We start from the raw sequence: 20895 nt of genomic DNA on the forward strand, positions 1-20895 counted from the left end.
TGAGGGTTGACAGTAATGGTGCCATTGTTGGTTATCTTGGGTTTGTTACTATTGTGTGGCATTGCCTTTTTCCTGGGTTTAGGCAATATCGGCTTGCTGGATAAAACCGAGGCGATGTTTGTAGAAGCCGCGAGACAGATGTTGGTGAGGGGGGATTGGATTACCCCTTATTGGAATGATGCCACCCGTTTTGATAAGCCGCCTCTTAGTTATTGGTTAATGGCAATATCCATGCAGATAGGGGGTGTCAATGAAGTAGCCGCCAGAATCCCCTCGGCCTTGTTGGCAACAGCAACAGTGTTTCTAGTATTCTACACCCTCCAGAAAGTGACTTTCTCATGGGCAGTGGGGGGGATTGCTGCCGCCATGATGACTCTTAATCCCGCCTGGATTGCCTGGGGGCGTGTCGGCGTTTCTGACATGTACTTATCTGCTACCATTACTATAGCCTTGCTTTCCTTTTTTCTAGCCTACAGTCAAAACCAGTGGCCATGGTATCTCAGTTTTTATATTTTCATCGGTTTGGCAGTACTAAGCAAGGGCCCTGTAGGTTTACTACTCCCCTTTTTGATTATTGCCTGTTTCTTGTTATACCTAGGAGGGGAAACGGCGAGAAAGACTCTTGACAAGATGCGTCTGGGATGGGGATTGCTGGTGATTGCAGCGGTTACACTCCCCTGGTATATCGCTATTACCCTAAGACATGGATGGGAGTATATTAATACCTTTTTCGGCTATCACAATTTTCAAAGATTTACTTCGGTAGTTAGTAACCACCCAGGGCCATGGTATTATTTTGTCCCAGTGTTGATAGTGGGCGTTATACCCTGGTCTGGCTATCTGCCCTTAGCTATTTTCCATCTTAAACCCTGGAAAAGACACTATTGGCTAAGACAACCTCTCCTATCCCACCTGGGGGTGTATGCTTTCTTCTGGCTGGCAATCATATTTACTTTCTTCTCTGTTTCTGCCACCAAACTCCCTAGTTACATCCTCCCTGCCATGCCAGCTGCTATAATTCTGGTTGCTTTGTTGTGGGGGGAGATTATAAACGACTATGTCCCCACCCGCCAATTTGTTGCCAGTAGTGTTTTATATCTACTCCTACTCCTCATAGTAGCCATTGCCAATGGTTTAACCCCCTCCCTTCTAGGTGGCAACCCCCTTACTCCCGGCATAACAGAGGCATTGGAATCCTCCGGCTTAGCAACAGTTGGTGTCTGTATCTGGGGTATGGGGGTAATTGGCGGTGTCATCCTACTACTAAAACCCCAATGGCGAAAATGGCTATGGATTGTAGGGGTTTCCTGTTTTGCCTGTTTTATTTTGTTTTTCGCCTTACCAGCCGCCTCTATTATTGACACCCATCTACAACTGCCCCTTAGAAGATTAGCACAGGAAATTATAACCCTGGGGCAACCCGAAGAGAAATTGATAATGATTGGGTTTATACGCCCCAGTTTAGTATTCTACACCCAAAAACCGGTTCTTTTCTTCGACGCTCCAGAGGATGCCATCCAATACATTCGTCAGACTTCCCTGCCCCAGTATCTAGTGGTTGCCGACAGTGACAACATGACAAAATTTCTCTCCCTCCTCCCCGAAGACTCCAGTCAACCCCTTGCTAGAGAGGGAGTCTACCAGCTTATTAGAGGTTTTTCTCTTAATAAAACTTAAAGTAAAAAGTGGTGTCAGAAGGACAAACAAGTAGTAATCTTTTACTTAAAAGTGTTTTTGCAATATTGGGAAAGGTATTCTATGGCAATTCAACGTGGTTCAAAAGTAAGAGTAAAAAGAAAAGAATCCTACTGGTATAATGAAATCGGCACCGTGGCCAGTATTGACAAAAGCGGCATCCGCTATCCAGTAATTGTCCGCTTCGACAAAGTGAACTATACTGGTTACAGTGGCTCTCCCAGTGGTGTGAACACTAACAATTTTGCTGAGGATGAGTTAGAAGAGGTTGCACCACCCTCCAAGAATGACAAATAACAGCCTCCATGCCAGAATTGCCTGAAGTAGAAACAGTCTGTCGAGGTCTAAACCAAAAGACCTCGGGACTTGCCATAATGGGGATAGAAGTGTTACTTCCCCGGATTCTGGCACATCCCAAACCCCCCCAGTTGTTTCAACAACAGATAATGGGGCAAAAAATTCTCCATTGGCAAAGGCGGGGAAAGTATCTCCTAGCAAGTCTGGAAAGAGGTTGTCTAGGCATTCACCTGAGGATGACGGGTAAACTCCTGTGGTTGTCCCAAACTACCCCTCTTAGCCATCATACTAGGGTGCGTCTTTTTTTCCCTGAGAACAATGAGTTGCGATTTGTAGACACTCGTACTTTTGGCAGATGGTGGTATTGCCCTGAAAATACCTCTCTGGAAAGCATTATCCCCGGTTTGGGAAAACTTGGAGTCGAACCATTATCCCCGGATTTTTCTTCCCAATACCTACAAGAAAGATTCTCTAAGACTAATCGCCCCATCAAAACTCTTTTGTTAGCACAGGAAATAATAGCAGGGATAGGCAACATATATGCTGACGAGGCTTTATTTCTTAGCGGAATACACCCCCTCACCCCTGCCTCTCAATTGTCTCCCCCAAGGCTGAAAAAACTACATGCCGCTATAATCCAGGTGTTGGAGAAGGCTATTATGGAAGGGGGCACCACCTTCAGTGATTTCCTGAATATCCATGGGGTTAATGGCAACTATGGAGGAAAGGCATGGGTATATCGCCGTCAAAACCAACCCTGTCGTATTTGTGGCAACCCCATCAAAAAGATGAAAGTAGGCGGAAGGGCAACTTATTTTTGTCCTCAATGTCAGAAATAATATAAGAAGACAGGAAGACAAGGAATAATAAAGAAAGTCAGCCTTGCAGTAAAATCCCTTTGCCTTCCTCTTCCTGCCATTAGGCCTTACGAGAGTAGTACTCAATTACTAGCAGTTCATTGACATTGAGTGCAACCCACTCTCTTTCAATTAAACCATTGACTTTACCTACTAGTTTTTCCTTGTCGAATTCTAGGTGGCTAGGGATATTAGCCAACCCTGGGTTTAATAGATTGGTTTTCACCAGGTTAATAGATTTTTCTCTCGGTCTCACACTAATCACATCCCCCGGCTTACACTGATAACTGGGGATATTCACCACCTTCCCGTTTACCATTATGTGCCCATGGTTTACCAACTGACGTGCTGCCGGTATTGTTGGAGCCATCCCTAGCCTAAATACCGTGTTGTCCAAACGCATTTCAAGTAGTCGGAGTAAGGCTAAACCCGTCGATCCCGTAACACGACGAGCTTGTCTTACATAACGAATTAACTGTCTTTCGCTGACTCCGTAGTTATAACGCAGTTTTTGTTTCTCTTCCAGACGGATAGCATATTCTGAGCGTTTGCGACGGGTTTGTCCATGTTGGCCTGGTGGATACTGACGACGGGGTGTTTTTCTTGTCAAGCCCGGTAAATCCCCCAGGCGACGCACTATCCTCAAACGAGGGCCGGTATATCGTGCCATACTTGTATTTCTCTCCTTATCTCACTTCTTGCTTTTGACTTTTAGACCCAAACAAACCATTTTACAGCAAACCCCCCCCTCTCCTCAATCCCTCCTTCTCCCCCACTTTTGGTCAATGAAATTGGCGCTCAATATCAGCCTTTAAGAAACAAAAAACCATTCATACCATTATAACAAATACAAGCTTAAATAACAAGGATAAATGAAACAAATTGGAGAGTCTGAAAACTTTGAGAAAAGAAATGAATTACTTAAGAGATATTTAAGAGCAAATCGAGGAAAAAAGGAGTTAAAAACAACAGTTTGCCAATGACATTTCCCTTAAAGGCGGGGGAGAGGAAGCCTGAAAGAGACTTCGTTTTTCTATGATTTCCATAGTTTCGTTAATGCCTATTAGATTGATCTTTTCGACCTTCTCATCTACAATATGCACCACAGAAAATTTGTGGACTCCCTCTTGGATACGGGGGGTGGCAGCGGCGTTGAGATAAACAGTGCCCTCCTGGTCTATATTAACAATAGTGCGTAGTCTTTCCTTGGTATGTCGGAGGGTATGATGCATATGCCCGAAGGCTACCAGAGGCACTACCTTCCCCATTTCCCTAGTGAGTATAATAGCCCGTTGGAAGTCCGGGTCGCCAAAATCCCCCCCCAGTGGCTGCCAGTCTCTGCCACAACTATCTTCTGGTTTGTCTCCCAATCCAAAAGGGCCGTTATGCCCTATGAAGATGACATTATTATATCTAGCCCTAGAAACCGACTCTAATATTTTCGCCACCGACTCGTTAAAATTATTTACCCCATAGCGTTGGCGGTAAAATTCTTCACACTTCCATTCCCCCCCACCCCAACTAAAAGGACGACTCCCCACCACTGTTAGATTAAACTGGGGGAAGTCTAGGTAACTGTAACCCACATGACACTCCCCCAACAAGTCTAACTGTATTTGTACCCTGTCTTCCACATTACGATTATAGGGGCACTTCCTTCTACCCCATTCCGTTGCCGTATACCAGGCGTCATGATTACCACAAATAGCCGCCTTTGGCAGAGGCAATTCGGCTATTTTTCTCACCACCTCTACATCTTCATTGCCAAAATCCCCCACAAATAACACCAAATCTACCCCCAAAAATTCCAACGCCTCCGCATCATAGTCATTCCAGAGTTGATGCACATCCCCTACTACTGCTATTTTTATCCTCTTCTCCTTCATAACTGTTACACCCCTGCCTCCTGTTATTCTACCATCTCTCCCAAATCCCCGGGATATGTTAAGATAACAAAGCTGTTAGAACCAAATTATATTCAGTTGTAAATCCCACCAGCATTATGGAAGATTATCTGCCTATAATATATCTTTCCCTCTTGCTTATATTCCTCTCTACCGTGGCAATTATCCTCTTCAGACAGATAATTAAAGCCAGAAGGATTGAGTCTCGTGTTTTCCAACTTGAAAATAAACTTAAAAAAGAGGATGGAGCTGCCAAAGAATACTACGAATTGGCTAGTTTATACCTGGACAAAAAACTATTCTTCCAGGCAATACAACTATTGCAAAAAGCGATAAAAAAAGCCGAAAACGAAAAAGTTGAACCGGAAAACATGGCCTTGATATACAATGCCCTGGGTTTTGCCTATTTCGCCCAAGAGCAATACGACATGGCCATTCGCAACTACAAAGAGGCCCTAAAACTTTTCCCGGCTTATACCATTGCCATAAACAACTTAGCTAACGCCTATGAGAAGAAACAAATGACTAAATTGGCTCTAGAAACCTATAAAAAATGTTTGGAATACGACCCGAAAAATCCAGTGGCTTTGAAAAAAATTGAATCCCTAGAAAAAAGACTAGTTGCCAGCTAATATGCAAATAAAAGATATAGGAGAACAAGGGTTGCTAAAAAGACTTTTTGCCTATTGTGACAGAGACAAAAATGGAGATGATGGGGCTATACTTTCAGTAAGTAAGGGAAAACAACTAGTAGTTTCCACGGATTTGTTGGTAGAGGGAGTTCATTTTTCCAGTAAAACCCTGACACCAGAAGCAATTGGGCACCGCGCGGCAACGGCAAACCTCTCAGATATAGCTGCCATGGGAGGAAAACCTCTCCACGCCACGGTAGGATTGTCTCTGAGAAAGGAGACAGAAGTAGCTTGGGTAGAAAAACTATACGAAGGGATGAGCAGCCTATTTGCCAGGTACTCCTGTACAATTGTAGGAGGTGATGTCACCAGGTCTCAAACCAATACCATCGCCATAACTATCCTGGGAGAAGTTAACCCCAAACAGATAATCTATCGCAACCGGGCTAGGGTGGGAGACGTAATAGTAGTAACCGGTAACCACGGCCTGTCAAGGGGGGGATTGGCACTGCTAACCGGGAACTATGATAACATACCGGAGGCAACTAGGGAAAAACTCATAGCCGCCCATGCCACCCCCAATCCCCGTCTAGATGTGATTGAATACATCAACAGCCAATTTCCCCATCATCGCATTGCTGGCATGGATACCAGCGATGGATTAGCAGACGCCATAACCCAAATTTGCCGCAACAGTGGTGTGGGTGCTAGAATAGACCGAAGAAAAATTAATATAGACGATACTCTCCTCCAGTTGACTGACATTGACACTGCCTTTGAATGGGTACTCTACGGCGGCGAGGATTTCGAGTTAGTATTGTGTCTAGAGCCAGAAAAGGCCAGCCTACTTCAACTCCGATTCGGAAAAGACTGTCAGATTATCGGTGAAATTACTCCCCAGCAGGAGATTGTAGTTTATGACTCCCTCGGTATTTATCCCCAAGAAAACCTGGAACCAGAGAAAACTTTTCAACATTTTGGGGTATACTAGTTATTAGTTATAGCCCGATATGTGTGCCATTTGTCTTCGACTCTTACTCCCCCAGTTGCAGCACTAGTCTTAATCCCGTCATGATTAAAATTCTTGTAGTCGACGATAATCACACCCCAAGAGAAGTAATTAGCGAGGCCCTCAAACAGTACAATATACAGGTGGTAGAGGCTTCCAATGGTGTAGAAGCAACCCAGCTAATCGAAAAAGAGAAATTTAATCTTATAATCACCGATGTAGTAATGCCAGAAATGAACGGCTATGAACTATGTCGGTGGATCAAAAGTAATCCAAAAACTGAGAATATACCCGTGATAATATGTTCTACGAAAGGGGAGGAGTTTGACATCCACTGGGCAACAAAACAAGGCGCCGACGCATATATAGTCAAGCCCTTCAAAACTATGGATCTGTTGAAGACAATCAAGTACCTACTAAAACAAACTAACCAGGTGTAGTATCATAACTACAAAAAATAAAGCATGAGTGGCGACTCAATCACTGTGATTGGCGGCGGGTTGGCAGGCACAGAAGCCGCCTGGCAAATCGCAAAAGCCGGTATACCCGTGACTCTCTACGAGATGCGCCCTGTAGTACAGACCCCCGCTCATCATAGTGGCGAATTGGCTGAATTGGTGTGTAGCAACTCCTTTGGGGCAGAATCTATAGATCGTGCTTCCGGACTGCTACATGAAGAACTACGAAGATTAGGGTCGTTGGTAATACAAGTAGCGGACAGGAATAGAGTGCCGGCGGGAGGGGCTTTGGCAGTAGACAGGGTAAGGTTTAGCAGGGAGTTGACTGACACCATTGCAAGCCATCCCCTAATTACCCTAAAACGAGAGGAAGTGAAGACTATACCAGGTAAAGGAATTGTAGTACTGGCAACAGGCCCCCTCACGGCAGAAACCCTGGCCAGGGAGTTACAAAATCTCACCGGCATGGAGTATTTAAACTTTTTTGATGCCGCCAGCCCTATTATTTTAGGAGAATCCATCAATAGGGACATCGCCTTTTTAGCCTCCAGGTATGGAAAAGGAGAGGCAGCCTACTTGAATTGTCCCATGGATAGGGAACAATATCTCCTGTTTTGGCGGGAATTATGCAATGCCCAACAGACAGAATTAAAAGACTTTGAGCGAGAGAATGCCACCTTTTTCGAGGCTTGTTTGCCCATTGAAGAATTGGCCAGAAGAGGCGAAAATACTATGCGTTTTGGCCCACTTAAACCCGTGGGCATAGTTGACCCACGTTTTCCGGACAGGAAGTATTATGCGGTAGTACAGCTGAGGCCAGAAGATAAAGAGGGGCAATTGTGGAATATGGTGGGATTTCAAACCAATCTACGTTGGGGGGAACAAAAGCGGGTATTCCGGTTAATCCCAGGCTTAGAAAACGCGGAATTTGTACGTTTTGGGGTGATGCACAAAAATATCTTCCTCAATGCCCCCAAATTGCTTCTTCCTACCTTACAATTTAAGAACAGGCCTACTCTATTCGCCTGTGGGCAACTGGTAGGCACTGAGGGTTATACTGCGGCAGTGGCTGGAGGCTGGTTGGCAGGCACAAATGCCGCCAGGATGGTGCGCAGTCTACCCCTTCTTGTATTTCCCAGGACTACCATGCTAGGAGCCCTTATTGAATATATCACCAGCGCCGACAGTAGACATTTTCAGCCAATGCCCCCCAATTTTGGGATTCTACCACCTCTTGACGTTAAAGTGCGCTCCAAACCCCAACGTTATCGTGCCTATGCCTCCCGCGCCTTGAGTCATCTGGATGATTTTATTTCCACCCACAAACTCCCCCTTCAATCCTCCCGTGAGAGTGTCGCCATGAATCTCTAGGCAGGTGGCAACATGCAATATTGCCTCGTTTCCGGGAATTTATCTCAGGCCCCTAAATGTCCTATAATCTATAGGGTTGTTGTTTCCACCTGTTACTTGATAAGCTGAGACACCCTGTAGTAAGTAAAATGGATATTCATGCCTTCCTAGACAAATTCTTGGGTGATTGGTTTTCCCAACGCACCATCTATCATATTCCAGAAAACAAGGTAGACAACAGTAAGGCAAATATTAGTCTTACTCCCGTTTCCATAGAAGACAGTCGTGTCTCTTCCCTTTCTCAGTCTCATAATCTGAATCTGGATTTGTTTCTAACTGGTATCCTCTCCCAATGGGACAATTCCCCTGACTGGGGTAAGCCTAAACAAAAAGGCGAAACCCTAATATTATTTTTCCGTGACAAAAATGAACTCAATCAGGGTACAGTGGTGAGGGTTATTAACCCACAACAGATTGTCAGGGGCACTTACACTTTAGCAGAAGATGAGTCTTTAACTTTAAGAGTCAACAATAATGGTCAATCTTTGGAGGAAAGAGTTACCTTTGCCAGTGACAATCTTCGCCTAAGGAATACTATCCTGAAACAGGGGAATGCGGTTAGACAAACTTGTTTTTATTCCGAAATCAGAAGGGTAGTCAAAAATTAATCATTGCCTCCTCAAATGTTGAAGGTAATACCCAAGATACTGGTCATAATTGTGCTGATTTTGGGACTGGAAAATCTTTTAGACTGTCCTCCTTTTGCCCTGGCAGACAGTGGGTCAATTCTACCATATCTAGAAAGGGCAAAGGAGAATATAACTGAGTTTACCCTTGAAAATGAAATCAAATTTATAGTACTAAAAAATTCCCGAGCCCCTGTTATTTCTTTCGTTACCTATGTGGATGTGGGGGCGGTAAATGAGCCAGAAGGTCAAACAGGAATTGCCCATTTCCTCGAACACTTGGCTTTTAAAGGCACAAGGGAGATAGGCACTTTGGATTATGAGAAGGAAGAGAGATTGTTAAAAGAATTAGACAGCTTATTTGAAAAGATAAAACAGGCAAAAACAGAGAATGACCAGGAAAAAGTTAAAAAATTGGAAGCCAAATTCGAACAAATAAATAAACAGGCACATGAACTGGTAAAACAAAACGAATTCGGACAGATAGTAGAATTAGAAGGGGGGGTGGGGCTAAATGCGACTACTTCAGCAGACGCCACTGTTTATTACTACAGTTTCCCCGCCAACAAACTAGAGTTATGGATGTATCTGGAATCAGAGCGTTTTCTGCATCCAGTATTCCGGGAATTTTATGAGGAAAAACAGGTAATTTTAGAAGAGAGAAGACTAAGGGTTGATAATTCCCCCATAGGCAAACTAATAGAGGCATTTTTAGATGTTGCCTTTACTTCCCACCCCTATAAACGTCCTGTAATTGGCTACCAAGAAGACATTAGTAACCTGACAAGACAAAATGTCCAAGACTTCTTTGAAAAATACTATGGAGGCAAGAATATAACAATAGCCATAGTGGGAGATGTAGAGGCAGAAGAGGTAAAAAGACTGGCAAGGAAATATTTTGGACGTTTCCCCCCCGGTAACAAATCAACCCCACCCATTGTAAATGAGCCACCACAAACTAGCACTAGGGAGATAACTATCCACTATCCCTCCCAACCACTGTATCTAGAGGGTTACCATATCCCCGACATCAACAACCCCGATTATGTAATATGCGAACTCATGGGCTCAATTCTAGCAGATGGACGCACCTCTCGGTTGTACCAATCCATGGTAGAAAAACAAAAGATTGCCCTTTCTGTCTCCGCCTTTGCAGGCTTTCCCGGAGAAAAATACCCCAATCTAATGGTGTTTTACGCCACCCCTACCCCCAATACTCCCCTTGCCACCCTGGAGACATCCCTACATGAGGAAATTAAAAAGCTAACTGAGCAATTGGTGTCAGTGGAAGAATTGACAAAAGTCAAAACCCAAGCCAAAGCAAGTCTATTACGCACACTTGATTCCAACATGGGGATGGCTAGACTGCTAGCTAAATACGAAGCCATCACTGGCGACTGGCGTAACCTGTTTCTCGACCTAGATAAAATCTCTGCCGTTACCCCCCAGGACATTCAAAGGGTTGCCCGCCTCATCTTCACCCCCGAAAACCGAATCGTCGCCCGTCTCCTTCCCCCAAATCCTAACCCTTAAACCCTTTACCCCACCCACATCCTACCCCCTACATCTTACCCCTAGGCCATTTTTGGTCAGATACCCCCACTCTCCCTTCTAAAGTTTGAGATAGTACAGTTTTTTGCCCCTTTTGTCAAGTCTTTTTCCAAAATTTTTTGCCCTATTTTCTAACAAAAAATATTTTTTGGAGGTTGAGGGAGTATATAGACAAAAAACTATCGAAAGATATGTTATGATTGATTAGGTTGTATAGGAGCCAGAAGAGGGAAGAATGAGGATTTTAGAGGCGTTGATACTGCTGACGGTAATTGTGGGTTTCCTGGGGATGGTGTTAAAACGGAACCTGTTGATGAAAATAATGAGTATGGATGTGATGAGTACGGGGGTAGTGGCGTATTATGTCCTCATAGCCGCTAGAAAAGGAATACTAACACCAATTCTGACAGGAAACCAACAGGGCCTGGCATATGCAGACCCAGTACCCCAGGCCGTGATTTTAACTGCTATTGTCATAGGCTTTTCTATCCAGGCTCTGATGTTGGTGGGGGCGATGAAATTAGCAGTGGACAACCCCACCCTAGATGTAGAAGAAATAGAGGGACAGTTTCGGAAATGATTAAAAGTGTGAGTCTAATCCATTTGGCTTTGCCTTTCGTAGGGGGTTTTCTTGTCTACCTCCTGCCAAGATGGCATCGTATCATCTGTTTGGGAGTATTGTCTGTTTCTCTGTTGTTTCCCCTGTATTTGATTGTGAACGGTGGTAGTGTATTTTTAAACCTCAAAAACAATTTTGGCGTAACCCTCTACTTGGATTCCACTACCGGTTACTTTTTGCTGACCAACAGTCTAGTAACACTGGCGACTCTGATTTACTGTTGGCAGGAGGGGAGGAATGTTTTTTTTTATAGCCAGCTAATGATTCTGTTTGCCAGTGTGAATGGTGCCTTTCTCAGTTATGACTTCATCACCTTTTATGTGGCAATAGAAGTTTTAAGTATTGCTGCCTTTCTCCTTATTAGCTACAACCGCAACAGTCAAAGCATTTGGATTGGCTTGCGGTATCTTTTTGTTAGCAATGTCTCCATGTTGTTTTACCTCATCGGGGCGGTGTTAGTATATAAGGCAAACCATGGTTTCAGTTTTCAGGGATTGGTTAATTCCCCCCCAGAAGCCATTGCCTTAATCCTGTTGGGATTGACAGTAAAGGGTGGCGTGTTTATCTCAGGCTTGTGGTTACCCCTAACTCACGCCTCTGTAGAAACACCTCTATCTGCATTACTCTCCGGGGTTGTTGTCAAGGCTGGATTATTCCCACTCATTCGTCTCGCTACCCTCAGTGAAGACTTGGAGATAATCGTTAGGATTATGGCTTTGGCAGCCGTATATCTAGGGGGAATTCAAATAATATGGGCAAAAGATATAAAACGACTCCTTGCCCTCAGCACCCTTTCCCAGTTAGGTTATATTATAGCAGCACCCCCTGTAGCGGGATTTTATGCCCTAAGTCATGGTTTAGCCAAGGCTACCCTGTTTTTAACTACAGGCAAACTCCCCAGTCGTAGTCTGGAAGATTTGTGGCAAACAGGTATTAAGACAAGTCTGTGGTGGGTAATGACTGTGTCTAGTCTCTCCCTCATGGGAATTCCTCCCCTTGCCGGTTTTGTTGCTAAGACAGTCACCCTTCAACAATTGTTACCCTGGCAAACTATCCCCCTTACCGTTGCCACCCTTTTTACCTCTATTGCCTTCACCAAGATACTCATCATCCCCAAAAACGGGGAAACAACAGAAATTCACCAAAACCACTGGCTAGCCTTCTCTCTTCTTACGGGGATTATAATCACCACCGGCTTTATCATTCCATCTGCCTATACCCCTGACAAGCTAGCCAAAAGCCTCATCCTGGCAGCCACTGGCTTTCTCATTTCCATCCCCCTGTTGAGAGGGAAAGAAATACAATTGCCCCCTTTTTGGGAAAATCTTGAAAACCTTCTGGGAATGATGAGTATCACCCTCATTGGACTTTTCTGGATGGCCCTCTTTTAGTTCCCATCTTACCAACTAAAAAGACCCGGAACTGACGCCTACCATGAGCATCTCGTATTGCTGCTACCTTCCGGTCCTGACAAGGTTTGAGAGTCATGGCAGCGTTAGTCCGAGTCACTCACCATTATAACCCATTTTCTCTTTTTTGACATGGTTGCCCCCCGCAACATTTGACGTTATGTAAAAATTAATGGTAGGATGGAAGACAGGAAGACAGAATGTAAAAGTAATGGGGGAAAAGTATGAGAAAATTGGGTGTATTGTTAATCTCCCTAGTTGTTTTCTTGTTTGGCAGTATGGGAGTGGTAGCTACCCCAGCCTTAGGAGACACTGTAGTGGTGAAAATGGGGACTGACAGTGGGATGTTGGCATTTGAACCTGCAGAGGTTAAAATAAAGGCGGGGGATACTGTGAAATGGGTGAATAATAAACTAGCACCTCACAACGTGGTTTTTGATTCCAGTGTGAAAAATGCTGATAAGTTGAGTCATAAGGCCTTAGCATTTGCCCCCGGTGAGTCCTTTGAGATAAAATTTACTGAACCTGGAGTATATCCCTACTATTGTGAGCCTCATAGAGGCGCTGGTATGATAGGGAAAGTCATTGTGGAATAGATAGAAAGAGAAAGTCTTTTACTGGGGTAGGGAATTTATTTCAAAGTATCTATGAAACTTGTCTGTGACTTCCAACCAATAGGATTTACCCTCCCGTTGACGGCTTTTTCGCACAAACCCTAATTCCACCAACTCTTTGACGTGTTGATAGGCGATACTGCCACGAAGGGATATTAACTCACTCTGAAGAATAGGGCCTTTTAAAGCAATTGCTGCTAAGGTTTTTAGTGTGGCTTTACTCAACTCCGCAGGCATTAGGTTTTCCAACAGGGATTGGTAAACGGGTTGGAGTTGCAGACAGTAGCCTCCCCCCTTTTCCACAATTTCCAAGGCGGTTTCCCGATAGGCATAGTCTGTGAGTAGTTGGATTAATGCCTCTTCCACCTCTTCGGGGGAATAACCGGTAAGGGAGGCAATTTCTCTAACAGTGGTGGGTTTGGCTTTCAGATATAAAATTGCCTCTATCTGTTTGCTTAAAGTCGTCTTCTCTAATTCCCCTTCTTGTTGTCGTTGTCTTCTCCCCCCCCTCCCTCTATTGCCTTCACCCCCTGCCACCGTCATGGATTTACTCCTAGCCACGCCACTACCTCAATTCGGCCACTACTACATTATCCAATAAAATTCTTTCAGTAAGTAGGTCTTCTACCGTTATCCGCAAACGCTTATTCTCATCCACCCTAAATAATACCCTAATCCTGTCTTGTCCTGGATTGCCCGGTGGCTCCAACCTAGCAATAGTTTTCCCCCCATCCCTGTCATTCAACGGTTGTACCACCCTTGTCCCTCGCTCTATACTACGAGTAACCAACCTTTCGCCATCAAAGTAAACCTCTGTGGCTGTTTCCTCTCCGGCTAACTCCCCTATTACCAACTCTATACTAGGCTGATTTGGCGTCGAGGCCCCCAGAATCAACTCCCTTGCCTCTGGCATCGGGATGGGTTGTCCTTTGGGTATAATTACGTGCCAGTCATGGGCATTTTTCCTCTTATTCCAGTATCTTATGCCGTAACTGTGATACAGAAAGTCCCTTACCTCTAATTGCTGTTCTAATTTTAATGCTCCCCTGGCAATGGCATCAAGGGGATGTTCACATTTTATTTTTTCTTTTGGGAAATATTTTTGTAACCATTCTCTTAGGGCTGGAATTTGTACACTGCCTCCCACTAACAAGACAGTATCAATGGCCTCCTTGTCAATGCCATTAGCCTTGGCTTGTTGCAATACGTTTTCCATCAGGGCGGATAAACGCTCAAAAAACCTATTATTTTGCAAAATCTCGACAAAAGTCGAGCGACTTAGCCGTAAATCATAAGTTTCCAGAGTCTCATCGTTGAAATAAACTTCTTGTGCCTCAGTTTCACTGGAGAGTTTAATCTTCAATCTTTCTGCCAGACGCGTTGTCAGAGAAGACTTAACGATTCCCTGTTGTTGATGGAAATAATCCACAATCCAATTGTCTATATCACAACCCCCCAAATTGGTGCCAGCTTTTGCTATTACCCTAGCTAATTTTGTTTTTTGACTTGAGTTTTTTCCCAACAATTTATCCCCCCATTTTATTATAAAACCCTGAGTTTTTTTGCTGAAGCTCCGAGCTAATTCTACCAGAGAAAAATCTAGTGTTCCTCCCCCAAAATCCATTACCAAGATTCTACTGTCTCCCTCCTCTTCTCTGCCATACCCCAGTGCCGCCGCCGTGGGCTCATCTATGATTTTAACCCTTTCTACTCGCCATTTTCTACAAATTTCCGTCAGCCACTGACGATATTTTTCAAAACTATCTACCGGCACTGTTAAAATAAGGGAGTCTACGTCTTTTAATTCTCCGATTATTTTATTTAAAAACCACTCTCCAACCTTTTCAAAGGTCACCTTTACTCCATCCAAAACCGGCAGAAAACCCTGGAGTTCGCTGCCTATTCCCCTTTTAAAATTGTAGAAAAATCTCTCATTCCCTCTATAGTCTAATCCTCTGTCTCTAACTCTCTGCCCAACAATAACATCATCTTCTTGGGCATTGTTTACATATACCAGACTGGGGATAACTGGGGGGATATTTGGATTATTCTGAGCCAAGTTAACCAGTTTTACAATCTCCGTTTCTTTTGTTTCCGGATTAATGCGCGCTACCACAGTGTTACTGGTACCAAAATCGATTGCAATTGTCATAGGCCTCCACCAAACAATCGAAGGTATATTGTACCATTTCCTTCCCCAATATATCTTCGTTTATTCGTTTACAAAAAATCTCTAAAAGGCTATGATAGTTACCACCATTGGCTTCAACAAGTATGAGTGTTTTTGGGCGACGACAAATCCTGTTGTCTTTTTGTCTCACCACGGCTTTGTTGGTGGCTATAGTAGAGTATAACATTTTTAAAACTCATGATGGTTATACCCATTTTGTCTGGGGGTACTATCACAGCAAACAAATACTAGAAGGACAATTATACCCCAAGTGGTTTGAAGAAGCTTTTGGAGGATTAGGGGCATCTAGTTTTACTTTTTACCCTCCTCTTTTTCGTTTTTTATCCCTTCCCTTCGCCTTGCTAAATCTTTCACCCTCCCAACAGATAAAAGGAGCAATTATTGTTGTGGTAATAATCAATTCCTTGGGAGTTTTTCTTCTCTCCTACTCCCTGTTTAAAACTAGGGGCTATTCCCGGAATGTTGCCGTTATTTTTGGCACTCTTAACCCCTATTTTCTGGTGGACATTTTCGTCAGAGGCGCCTACGCTGAAGCCACTTCTATTGCCATTTTACCCTGGCTGATGTTGTCTATTTTGAAATCCCTACAACTCCCAGAAAGAATATCCCTTGGCAATGCCATTTTTCTTAGCCTGATTTTCCTGTCTCATATTCCCGGTAGTCTGATTTTATTGTCATCTCTCTTTGTGGGGGTATCCTATCTGTTTGTCGCCAGGAAAATCTCTCTAAAAACGGCTATCAATTGTTTTCTACTCCCCCTAACACTAGCCTTAGGAATAACCAGTTTCTTTCTGCTTCCTGTCGTGATGGATAATAAATTATTCCAAAAACCATTTCGCTACGACTATGAGAATCACTTCCTTGACTTCAGCCACGAGCTTTCCTATCTCCTAGTAGGGGAAAATTTTCTAATTGCCATTCTAGGAATTTCTCTGTATCTTTCAAGCTTTCAATATGGGGAATTAAAAGATAATCCGAGAAAAAAATTTTTATCTTTTGCAGCGGCAATTTGTCTATTCTCCCTAGGCATGGTTACCCCAATTGCCAAGCCAATTTATGAAGGAATAAAAGTCTTTCAAGAGGTTCAGTTTCCCTGGCGATTTTTTGTTACAACTCAGGCCATAATACCCTACTTATTCGCCGAGAGTGTGGGAAGAATTATTGATGAAAATAAATGCAAAAAATATACCATACTTTCCAAAATTATTCCCTTAGTAGCTATCACTCCATTGATTATGTTTTGCTGTCGTTTGTGGAAGGAAATTTCTCAACCATATCACAATCGTTTTGACAAGAGTTTTGTAGCAGAAATAAACCAGATAACCGTAACAGGAAAACCCACCACCTACCAGGAGAAGAATTATCTAACCTATGGGGAAAAATATAAGGTGTTGCCGATAGGAGGAAGATTATTTTTGTTTGACAACAATTTTAAATTGATCCAATTGGAGGTGCCTGACTATTTACCAAAGGGGATAGATGCGTTAAAATGGCCGAGGGTGTCATATCCTGCACCTCATCCCACTTTTAGGGCCCCCAGACTATATCCGCCAGTGGAGATAATGTATAAGGGGAAATATCATGTGGAAGCCTGGAAACCGGGTAAAAGAGTCTTGCGACTGTCTCTGCCACAAGCCACAGCGATAATAATAAAGACTTTTTTCTATCCCGGCTGGCATGGTGAGTATACTCCCCTTTCTCCCCAACAAAATAACCATGGATTTATAATGACAAATGTCTACCACCCCCTCACCCTAACCCCTTGGTGGGATGGGAGAATAGCATTTCAACTACCCCCCGGAGAATACCAAGTTATTATCTCCTATAAGGGCACTTTGGCCGAGAGAATTGGTGGTATTGTCACCTGGATTACTATGTCTGTTATTGTCTTTTGGCAGTGGCGACGACAATACAAAAAGAAGGCAATAAGAATAAGAAGTTGAGTGGTTTTTCCTCTCCCACTACCACCCCCCATATCCCATACCCTAACCCCTATCAGGAATGACAGTGGAAACAGTTTCCTGACTGCCATAAAACAGTATTACTGCTTCGTTATCACTCCAACCCGTGACAAAATGAGGTTGTAGGCCAAATAAGACAATCAAAGAAGCTAAAATAATGGCAGGTAGCTCGTCTGCCCAAGAAACTGGCGGTAAATTGGCTAATTCTGGCGTTAAACGCCCAAAAAAGACTTTATTTATCATAAGGAGAAAATAAACGGCAGTTAAACCAGTGCCAACCATACAAAGTATAGTGGGAATGGGAAAAATAGGAAAACTCCCCCTGAAAACCAAAAACTCCGAAATAAAACCAATCATACCAGGAATACCGGCACTAGCCATCACTCCCAAAATCATCAGACTGCCTGTTATAGGTAATCCCTTCTGGGGATTGAGTAATCCTCTCAAATAATCTACATCCCTACTACCCGTGGTTTCATACACCAACCCCACCAGGGTAAACAACAAAGCCGAAATCAAACCATGACTCACCATCTGCAAAATAGAAGCCTGAAGACTAAGTCTAGTAGCGGCTGAGGCGGCTAACAATACATATGCCATATGGGCAATAGAAGAATACGCTACCACCTTTTTCATATCCTTTTGGGAAATGGCACACATGGCACCATACAATGCACTATTAGCGGCAATATAGGCTAAGTATGGTGAAATAGCCACCCAACCCTGTAAAAACAATCCCACCCCAAAACGCAACAAGGCATAAGTGCCTAGTTTTAACAATACCCCAGCCAATAATACCGAAATAGGTGTGCTAGCCTCCACATGGGCGTCTGGTAACCAAGTGTGGAAGGGGAAAATAGGGATTTTGATAAACAAACCAATCAAGAGGGGTATTAGCAGGAGAATTTGTGTTTTTACGGGTAACAGATGAGATTTTAACCCCTCAAAAGCAAAAGTGGACTCCCCACTAAACCATACTAGTCCCAAAAAACTAATTAGTATTAAAATCCCCGACAAGGCAGTGTAGAGAAGAAATTTTGTTGCCGCATATCCCCTCCTTGCACCCCCCCACACCGCTATCAAAAAATACAATGGCACTATTTCTATCTCATAAAAAAGGAAGAATAGTAACAGATTTTGTGCCAAAAATGCCCCATTCACACTCCCCATTAACAGCAGTATTAGGGCATAATAAAAACGAGGACGCTCAGTTTCCTTCTTAGATATATATATAGCAATTGATGTCAAGAAACAATTGAGGAGCACTAGAGGCAGGGATAAACCATCAATTCCCAAGTCGTAACTTAAACCTAACCACTCCAACCAGACAAAACTCTCCCTCAGTTGAATTGCTGGTAGGCTAGCATCAAATTTCGCCGCTACAGCGACACTGTAAATAAAAGTAATTAAGGAGACGAAAAGGGCGAAAAAGCAGTAAAAATATCCCCCTCTTTTCCCTGGTACAATGGATATAATTATTGCGGCAAAAACGGGGAACCAAATCAAGAAACTTAACATATATTTTAACGTTAAAACTTCCTGAAAAAGTTAAAAAGTAAAAGGTAAAAATTAAAAGGCTTCTAAAATAATGACCAATAATTAATAATATTCTGCCACTGGCCACCTAAAACCCACCACATGAGTAGAGAAACACCAATTAGGATGGTAAGAAGATAAAATTGAGACTGGCCAGAAGTATTATATCTGAGAGTATTACTGCCAAAAATGGTGAAGAGAGTAACTAAATTGACTACACCGTCCACTATGTATCTGTCACACCAACTGATAAACCTGGAAATATTGCCGACCAGGGAAACCACTGTAATCTGATAAATCCTGTCTAGATAAAAATCATAGGCCAACAAGTCTTGCAACAAACGCAACCCCTTCTGTACAGGACGAGAAAAACCACGGTATAAGGGAATAAAACAGCCTACTACCGCCCCCACCAAGCCGGAAAGAATAATCAGGGGAATAGCATAAAAAACGACAGGACTGTGATTGTCTAGAATTGGGGGATTAGGACTAAGCCAAAGATTATACTGTAGTGGCACAAGAGGAGCAATTAGTGTAATAATAGTCAAAGATACCATGGGGAGTGCCATGGGCCAGGGCACCTCTGGCGCACGACGGGTTTTGGGTTGACAATCCCCTAAAAATACTGCCCGGAAGACGCGAGTCAAATTTAAAGCATTTAGGAAATTAACCAATATCAGAATGGATAACAACCACCAGGATACCTCTAGTTTTCCGTCAAACCAACGAGAATATGTAATTAAAATGCCCAACGGCAATAACCCTACAACACCACCACTGCCAGTCATGTAAGCCAGAGTTGTAGCCGGCATTTTTGACCACAATCCCCCCATCTCTGTAATATTCTGGCTATTAGTGGTATAAACAACTGCACCCGCACTCAAAAACAACAACGCCTTGGCCACCCCATGACTGAATAGTATCAAAAAGGCAATGTCTGTATGCCCCAATCCAACCGCAATGAACACCAAACCCAAATAGGCACTGGTAGAATGAGATAGTGCTCTTTTTATGTCTATCTGTGCTAGGGCAATCAGAGAAGCCCCAATGGCAGTAATTGTTCCTATAATTATCAACGTGTCTGATGCTATGGTGGATATTGTGAATACCGGTTGTAGTTTTATCAGTATATAAGCTCCAGCACATACTACAATAGAGTTACGCATAACACTGGCAGGATTAGGCGCCTCCATAGCCTCATCCAACCAGAGATTGAGGGGGAATTGGGCACATTTGCCGGTAGGACCCGCAATGAGAGCTAAACCAACTAAAGCAGCGGTAAAATCGGATAGGGGGTGGGATTGTGCCCATTCTCGCAACTGAGAGAAATTCAAGCCAGCGCCATAGCTGGATAGTGCCACAATACCCATCAACAATAGAATGTCTCCCACCCTTTTAGTTAAGAAGGCATCCCTGGCAGCTGTTACCACCAATGGTTGTGCATACCAAAATCCCACTAGCAAATAGGTAGATAAGGTTAGCATTTCCAACAGGCCATAGCTTAGCAGCAGAGAGTCACTTATGGCAATTCCCCCTAAAGCCGCCTCAAAAAAGCCCATTAGCCCGTAAAATCTAGCCAATGACCAATCCTTTTCCATGTATCCCAAGGCAAACAATTGGGATACAAGGCTAATAGTAGTTACTAATTCTATTGCGCCACTGCTAATGGGTGATATTTCAATGGTGAAGGATAAGTGTAAATCTGCTATGGTAAACCAGGGGAAGTCTAATGTTTCAGAGGGTGTTTGATTTATATTCAGAAAAATAATGCTACCATGTACAAAGGACAAAAATGTCATTAAAAGATTTATGTAGGCTGCTGGACGTTGTCCTGTCTCGCGAATTAAACCTAGTGCCCAGGGTAGAGTTAAAACTGCCCCCGTTAGGCCATATAGGGGTATCCACCAGATGTGTTTTGTCAAAAAATCAATCATTGTTTGCCTTCATATTGCCACTACTTCTGATTGATTTTACAGTAATTTCTTCCCAAAAAAAGGGCCACCAGTTTCACAAAAACACCCCCCACAGTTTTACTTTTCCTAGTTATTATACATAAGAGCTAATAAGTTTCTCCTACGGGTAGTATTAAATTTAATCCATTAGGAATCCATAATCATAAAGCATTT

At 43.4% G+C, this 20895-nt stretch carries 19 protein-coding genes and 1 other RNA gene; 13 read left to right on the forward strand and 7 right to left on the reverse strand.

What is annotated here, in order from left to right:
- Positions 1 to 15: 15 nt before the first annotated feature.
- From IGQ44_10970 to IGQ44_10980, 3 genes are all read left to right on the forward strand, one after another.
- The gene (locus IGQ44_10970) at positions 16 to 1677 is read left to right on the forward strand and encodes a glycosyltransferase family 39 protein (protein ID HIK38495.1); all 1662 of its coding nucleotides are present in this window, start codon (positions 16 to 18) and stop codon (positions 1675 to 1677) included.
- A gap of 81 nt (positions 1678 to 1758) precedes the next feature.
- Positions 1759 to 1992 carry a photosystem I reaction center subunit IV gene (locus IGQ44_10975; GenBank protein HIK38496.1) on the forward strand — a complete coding sequence of 78 codons (234 nt, stop codon included), beginning with the start codon at positions 1759 to 1761 and terminating at the stop codon, positions 1990 to 1992.
- Positions 1993 to 2000: 8 nt separating this feature from the next.
- The gene (locus IGQ44_10980) at positions 2001 to 2831 is read left to right on the forward strand and encodes a DNA-formamidopyrimidine glycosylase (protein ID HIK38497.1); all 831 of its coding nucleotides are present in this window, start codon (positions 2001 to 2003) and stop codon (positions 2829 to 2831) included.
- A gap of 79 nt (positions 2832 to 2910) precedes the next feature.
- Here IGQ44_10980 and rpsD read toward each other — a convergent pair whose 3' ends face one another.
- Together rpsD and IGQ44_10990 are read right to left on the reverse strand one after the other, a co-directional pair.
- Positions 2911 to 3519 carry a 30S ribosomal protein S4 gene (gene rpsD, locus IGQ44_10985; GenBank protein HIK38498.1) on the reverse strand — a complete coding sequence of 203 codons (609 nt, stop codon included), beginning with the start codon at positions 3517 to 3519 and terminating at the stop codon, positions 2911 to 2913.
- Positions 3520 to 3808: 289 nt separating this feature from the next.
- Complete coding sequence (locus tag IGQ44_10990) at positions 3809 to 4735, reverse strand: TIGR04168 family protein (GenBank protein ID HIK38499.1); 927 nt, start codon at positions 4733 to 4735, stop codon at positions 3809 to 3811.
- Between the two features lie 116 nt (positions 4736 to 4851).
- Here IGQ44_10990 and IGQ44_10995 point away from each other — a divergent pair, with 116 nt between their 5' ends.
- From IGQ44_10995 to IGQ44_11030, 8 genes are all read left to right on the forward strand, one after another.
- Positions 4852 to 5385 carry a tetratricopeptide repeat protein gene (locus IGQ44_10995; protein HIK38500.1) on the forward strand — a complete coding sequence of 178 codons (534 nt, stop codon included), beginning with the start codon at positions 4852 to 4854 and terminating at the stop codon, positions 5383 to 5385.
- Between the two features lies 1 nt (position 5386).
- Complete coding sequence (locus IGQ44_11000) at positions 5387 to 6376, forward strand: thiamine-phosphate kinase (GenBank protein ID HIK38501.1); 990 nt, start codon at positions 5387 to 5389, stop codon at positions 6374 to 6376.
- Positions 6377 to 6456: 80 nt separating this feature from the next.
- Entirely contained in the window at positions 6457 to 6834 is a 378-nt protein-coding gene (locus IGQ44_11005) for a response regulator (protein HIK38502.1), read from the forward strand.
- A gap of 24 nt (positions 6835 to 6858) precedes the next feature.
- Positions 6859 to 8223, forward strand: coding sequence for an FADH(2)-oxidizing methylenetetrahydrofolate--tRNA-(uracil(54)-C(5))-methyltransferase TrmFO (gene trmFO / locus IGQ44_11010; protein ID HIK38503.1), 1365 nt, complete (start codon positions 6859 to 6861; stop codon positions 8221 to 8223).
- A gap of 128 nt (positions 8224 to 8351) precedes the next feature.
- Positions 8352 to 8870 carry a phycobiliprotein lyase gene (locus IGQ44_11015; GenBank protein HIK38504.1) on the forward strand — a complete coding sequence of 173 codons (519 nt, stop codon included), beginning with the start codon at positions 8352 to 8354 and terminating at the stop codon, positions 8868 to 8870.
- A gap of 15 nt (positions 8871 to 8885) precedes the next feature.
- A complete protein-coding gene (locus IGQ44_11020; protein HIK38505.1) occupies positions 8886 to 10421 on the forward strand; it encodes an insulinase family protein in 1536 nt (511 codons plus the stop codon).
- Between the two features lie 259 nt (positions 10422 to 10680).
- Positions 10681 to 11019: a cation:proton antiporter subunit C gene (locus IGQ44_11025; GenBank protein HIK38506.1), complete on the forward strand. Its 339-nt coding sequence runs from the start codon at positions 10681 to 10683 to the stop codon at positions 11017 to 11019.
- A complete protein-coding gene (locus tag IGQ44_11030) occupies positions 11019 to 12449 on the forward strand; it encodes a cation:proton antiporter (GenBank protein HIK38507.1) in 1431 nt (476 codons plus the stop codon). Before IGQ44_11025 ends, IGQ44_11030 begins: the two co-directional genes overlap by 1 nt.
- 19 nt (positions 12450 to 12468) lie before the next feature.
- Here the strand turns inward: IGQ44_11030 and ffs are convergent.
- An RNA gene (ffs, locus tag IGQ44_11035) (signal recognition particle sRNA small type) lies at positions 12469 to 12565 on the reverse strand.
- Between the two features lie 126 nt (positions 12566 to 12691).
- Between ffs and IGQ44_11040 the strand changes: the two genes are divergently transcribed.
- Positions 12692 to 13063: a plastocyanin gene (locus IGQ44_11040; GenBank protein ID HIK38508.1), complete on the forward strand. Its 372-nt coding sequence runs from the start codon at positions 12692 to 12694 to the stop codon at positions 13061 to 13063.
- Positions 13064 to 13081: 18 nt separating this feature from the next.
- Here the strand turns inward: IGQ44_11040 and scpB are convergent, their stop codons facing one another.
- Entirely contained in the window at positions 13082 to 13624 is a 543-nt protein-coding gene (gene scpB, locus IGQ44_11045; protein HIK38509.1) for an SMC-Scp complex subunit ScpB, read from the reverse strand.
- A gap of 22 nt (positions 13625 to 13646) precedes the next feature.
- Positions 13647 to 15233, reverse strand: coding sequence for an Hsp70 family protein (locus tag IGQ44_11050; protein HIK38510.1), 1587 nt, complete (start codon positions 15231 to 15233; stop codon positions 13647 to 13649).
- Between the two features lie 122 nt (positions 15234 to 15355).
- Here IGQ44_11050 and IGQ44_11055 point away from each other — a divergent pair, with 122 nt between their 5' ends.
- Positions 15356 to 17215: a hypothetical protein gene (locus tag IGQ44_11055; protein HIK38511.1), complete on the forward strand. Its 1860-nt coding sequence runs from the start codon at positions 15356 to 15358 to the stop codon at positions 17213 to 17215.
- A gap of 42 nt (positions 17216 to 17257) precedes the next feature.
- On the opposite strand, the gene IGQ44_11060 is transcribed toward IGQ44_11055, so the two are convergent.
- Together IGQ44_11060 and IGQ44_11065 are read right to left on the reverse strand one after the other, a co-directional pair.
- Positions 17258 to 18751 carry an NADH-quinone oxidoreductase subunit M gene (locus IGQ44_11060; GenBank protein ID HIK38512.1) on the reverse strand — a complete coding sequence of 498 codons (1494 nt, stop codon included), beginning with the start codon at positions 18749 to 18751 and terminating at the stop codon, positions 17258 to 17260.
- Between the two features lie 62 nt (positions 18752 to 18813).
- Positions 18814 to 20703 (reverse strand): NAD(P)H-quinone oxidoreductase subunit F, encoded by a 1890-nt coding sequence (locus tag IGQ44_11065; GenBank protein HIK38513.1) that lies wholly within the window; start codon positions 20701 to 20703, stop codon positions 18814 to 18816.
- Positions 20704 to 20895 lie beyond the last annotated feature (192 nt).

It is taken from the genome of Geminocystis sp. M7585_C2015_104, assembly GCA_015295805.1.
Lineage (GTDB): Bacteria > Cyanobacteriota > Cyanobacteriia > Cyanobacteriales > Cyanobacteriaceae > DVEF01.

What these genes read in the sequence shown, in the direction of transcription:
- IGQ44_11015 (HIK38504.1), top strand. Translation starts at nt 8,352, where the DNA reads ATGGATATTCATGCCTTCCTAGACAAATTCTTGGGTGATTGGTTTTCC.
- IGQ44_11000 (HIK38501.1), top strand. Translation starts at nt 5,387, where the DNA reads ATGCAAATAAAAGATATAGGAGAACAAGGGTTGCTAAAAAGACTTTTT.
- trmFO (HIK38503.1), top strand. Translation starts at nt 6,859, where the DNA reads ATGAGTGGCGACTCAATCACTGTGATTGGCGGCGGGTTGGCAGGCACA.
- IGQ44_10975 (HIK38496.1), top strand. Translation starts at nt 1,759, where the DNA reads ATGGCAATTCAACGTGGTTCAAAAGTAAGAGTAAAAAGAAAAGAATCC.
- IGQ44_10990 (HIK38499.1), bottom strand. Translation starts at nt 4,735, where the DNA reads ATGAAGGAGAAGAGGATAAAAATAGCAGTAGTAGGGGATGTGCATCAA.
- IGQ44_10980 (HIK38497.1), top strand. Translation starts at nt 2,001, where the DNA reads ATGCCAGAATTGCCTGAAGTAGAAACAGTCTGTCGAGGTCTAAACCAA.
- IGQ44_11060 (HIK38512.1), bottom strand. Translation starts at nt 18,751, where the DNA reads ATGTTAAGTTTCTTGATTTGGTTCCCCGTTTTTGCCGCAATAATTATA.
- IGQ44_11055 (HIK38511.1), top strand. Translation starts at nt 15,356, where the DNA reads ATGAGTGTTTTTGGGCGACGACAAATCCTGTTGTCTTTTTGTCTCACC.
- IGQ44_11065 (HIK38513.1), bottom strand. Translation starts at nt 20,703, where the DNA reads ATGATTGATTTTTTGACAAAACACATCTGGTGGATACCCCTATATGGC.
- IGQ44_11050 (HIK38510.1), bottom strand. Translation starts at nt 15,233, where the DNA reads ATGACAATTGCAATCGATTTTGGTACCAGTAACACTGTGGTAGCGCGC.
- IGQ44_10970 (HIK38495.1), top strand. Translation starts at nt 16, where the DNA reads ATGGTGCCATTGTTGGTTATCTTGGGTTTGTTACTATTGTGTGGCATT.
- IGQ44_11005 (HIK38502.1), top strand. Translation starts at nt 6,457, where the DNA reads ATGATTAAAATTCTTGTAGTCGACGATAATCACACCCCAAGAGAAGTA.
- IGQ44_11020 (HIK38505.1), top strand. Translation starts at nt 8,886, where the DNA reads ATGTTGAAGGTAATACCCAAGATACTGGTCATAATTGTGCTGATTTTG.
- rpsD (HIK38498.1), bottom strand. Translation starts at nt 3,519, where the DNA reads ATGGCACGATATACCGGCCCTCGTTTGAGGATAGTGCGTCGCCTGGGG.
- scpB (HIK38509.1), bottom strand. Translation starts at nt 13,624, where the DNA reads ATGACGGTGGCAGGGGGTGAAGGCAATAGAGGGAGGGGGGGGAGAAGA.
- IGQ44_10995 (HIK38500.1), top strand. Translation starts at nt 4,852, where the DNA reads ATGGAAGATTATCTGCCTATAATATATCTTTCCCTCTTGCTTATATTC.
- IGQ44_11040 (HIK38508.1), top strand. Translation starts at nt 12,692, where the DNA reads ATGAGAAAATTGGGTGTATTGTTAATCTCCCTAGTTGTTTTCTTGTTT.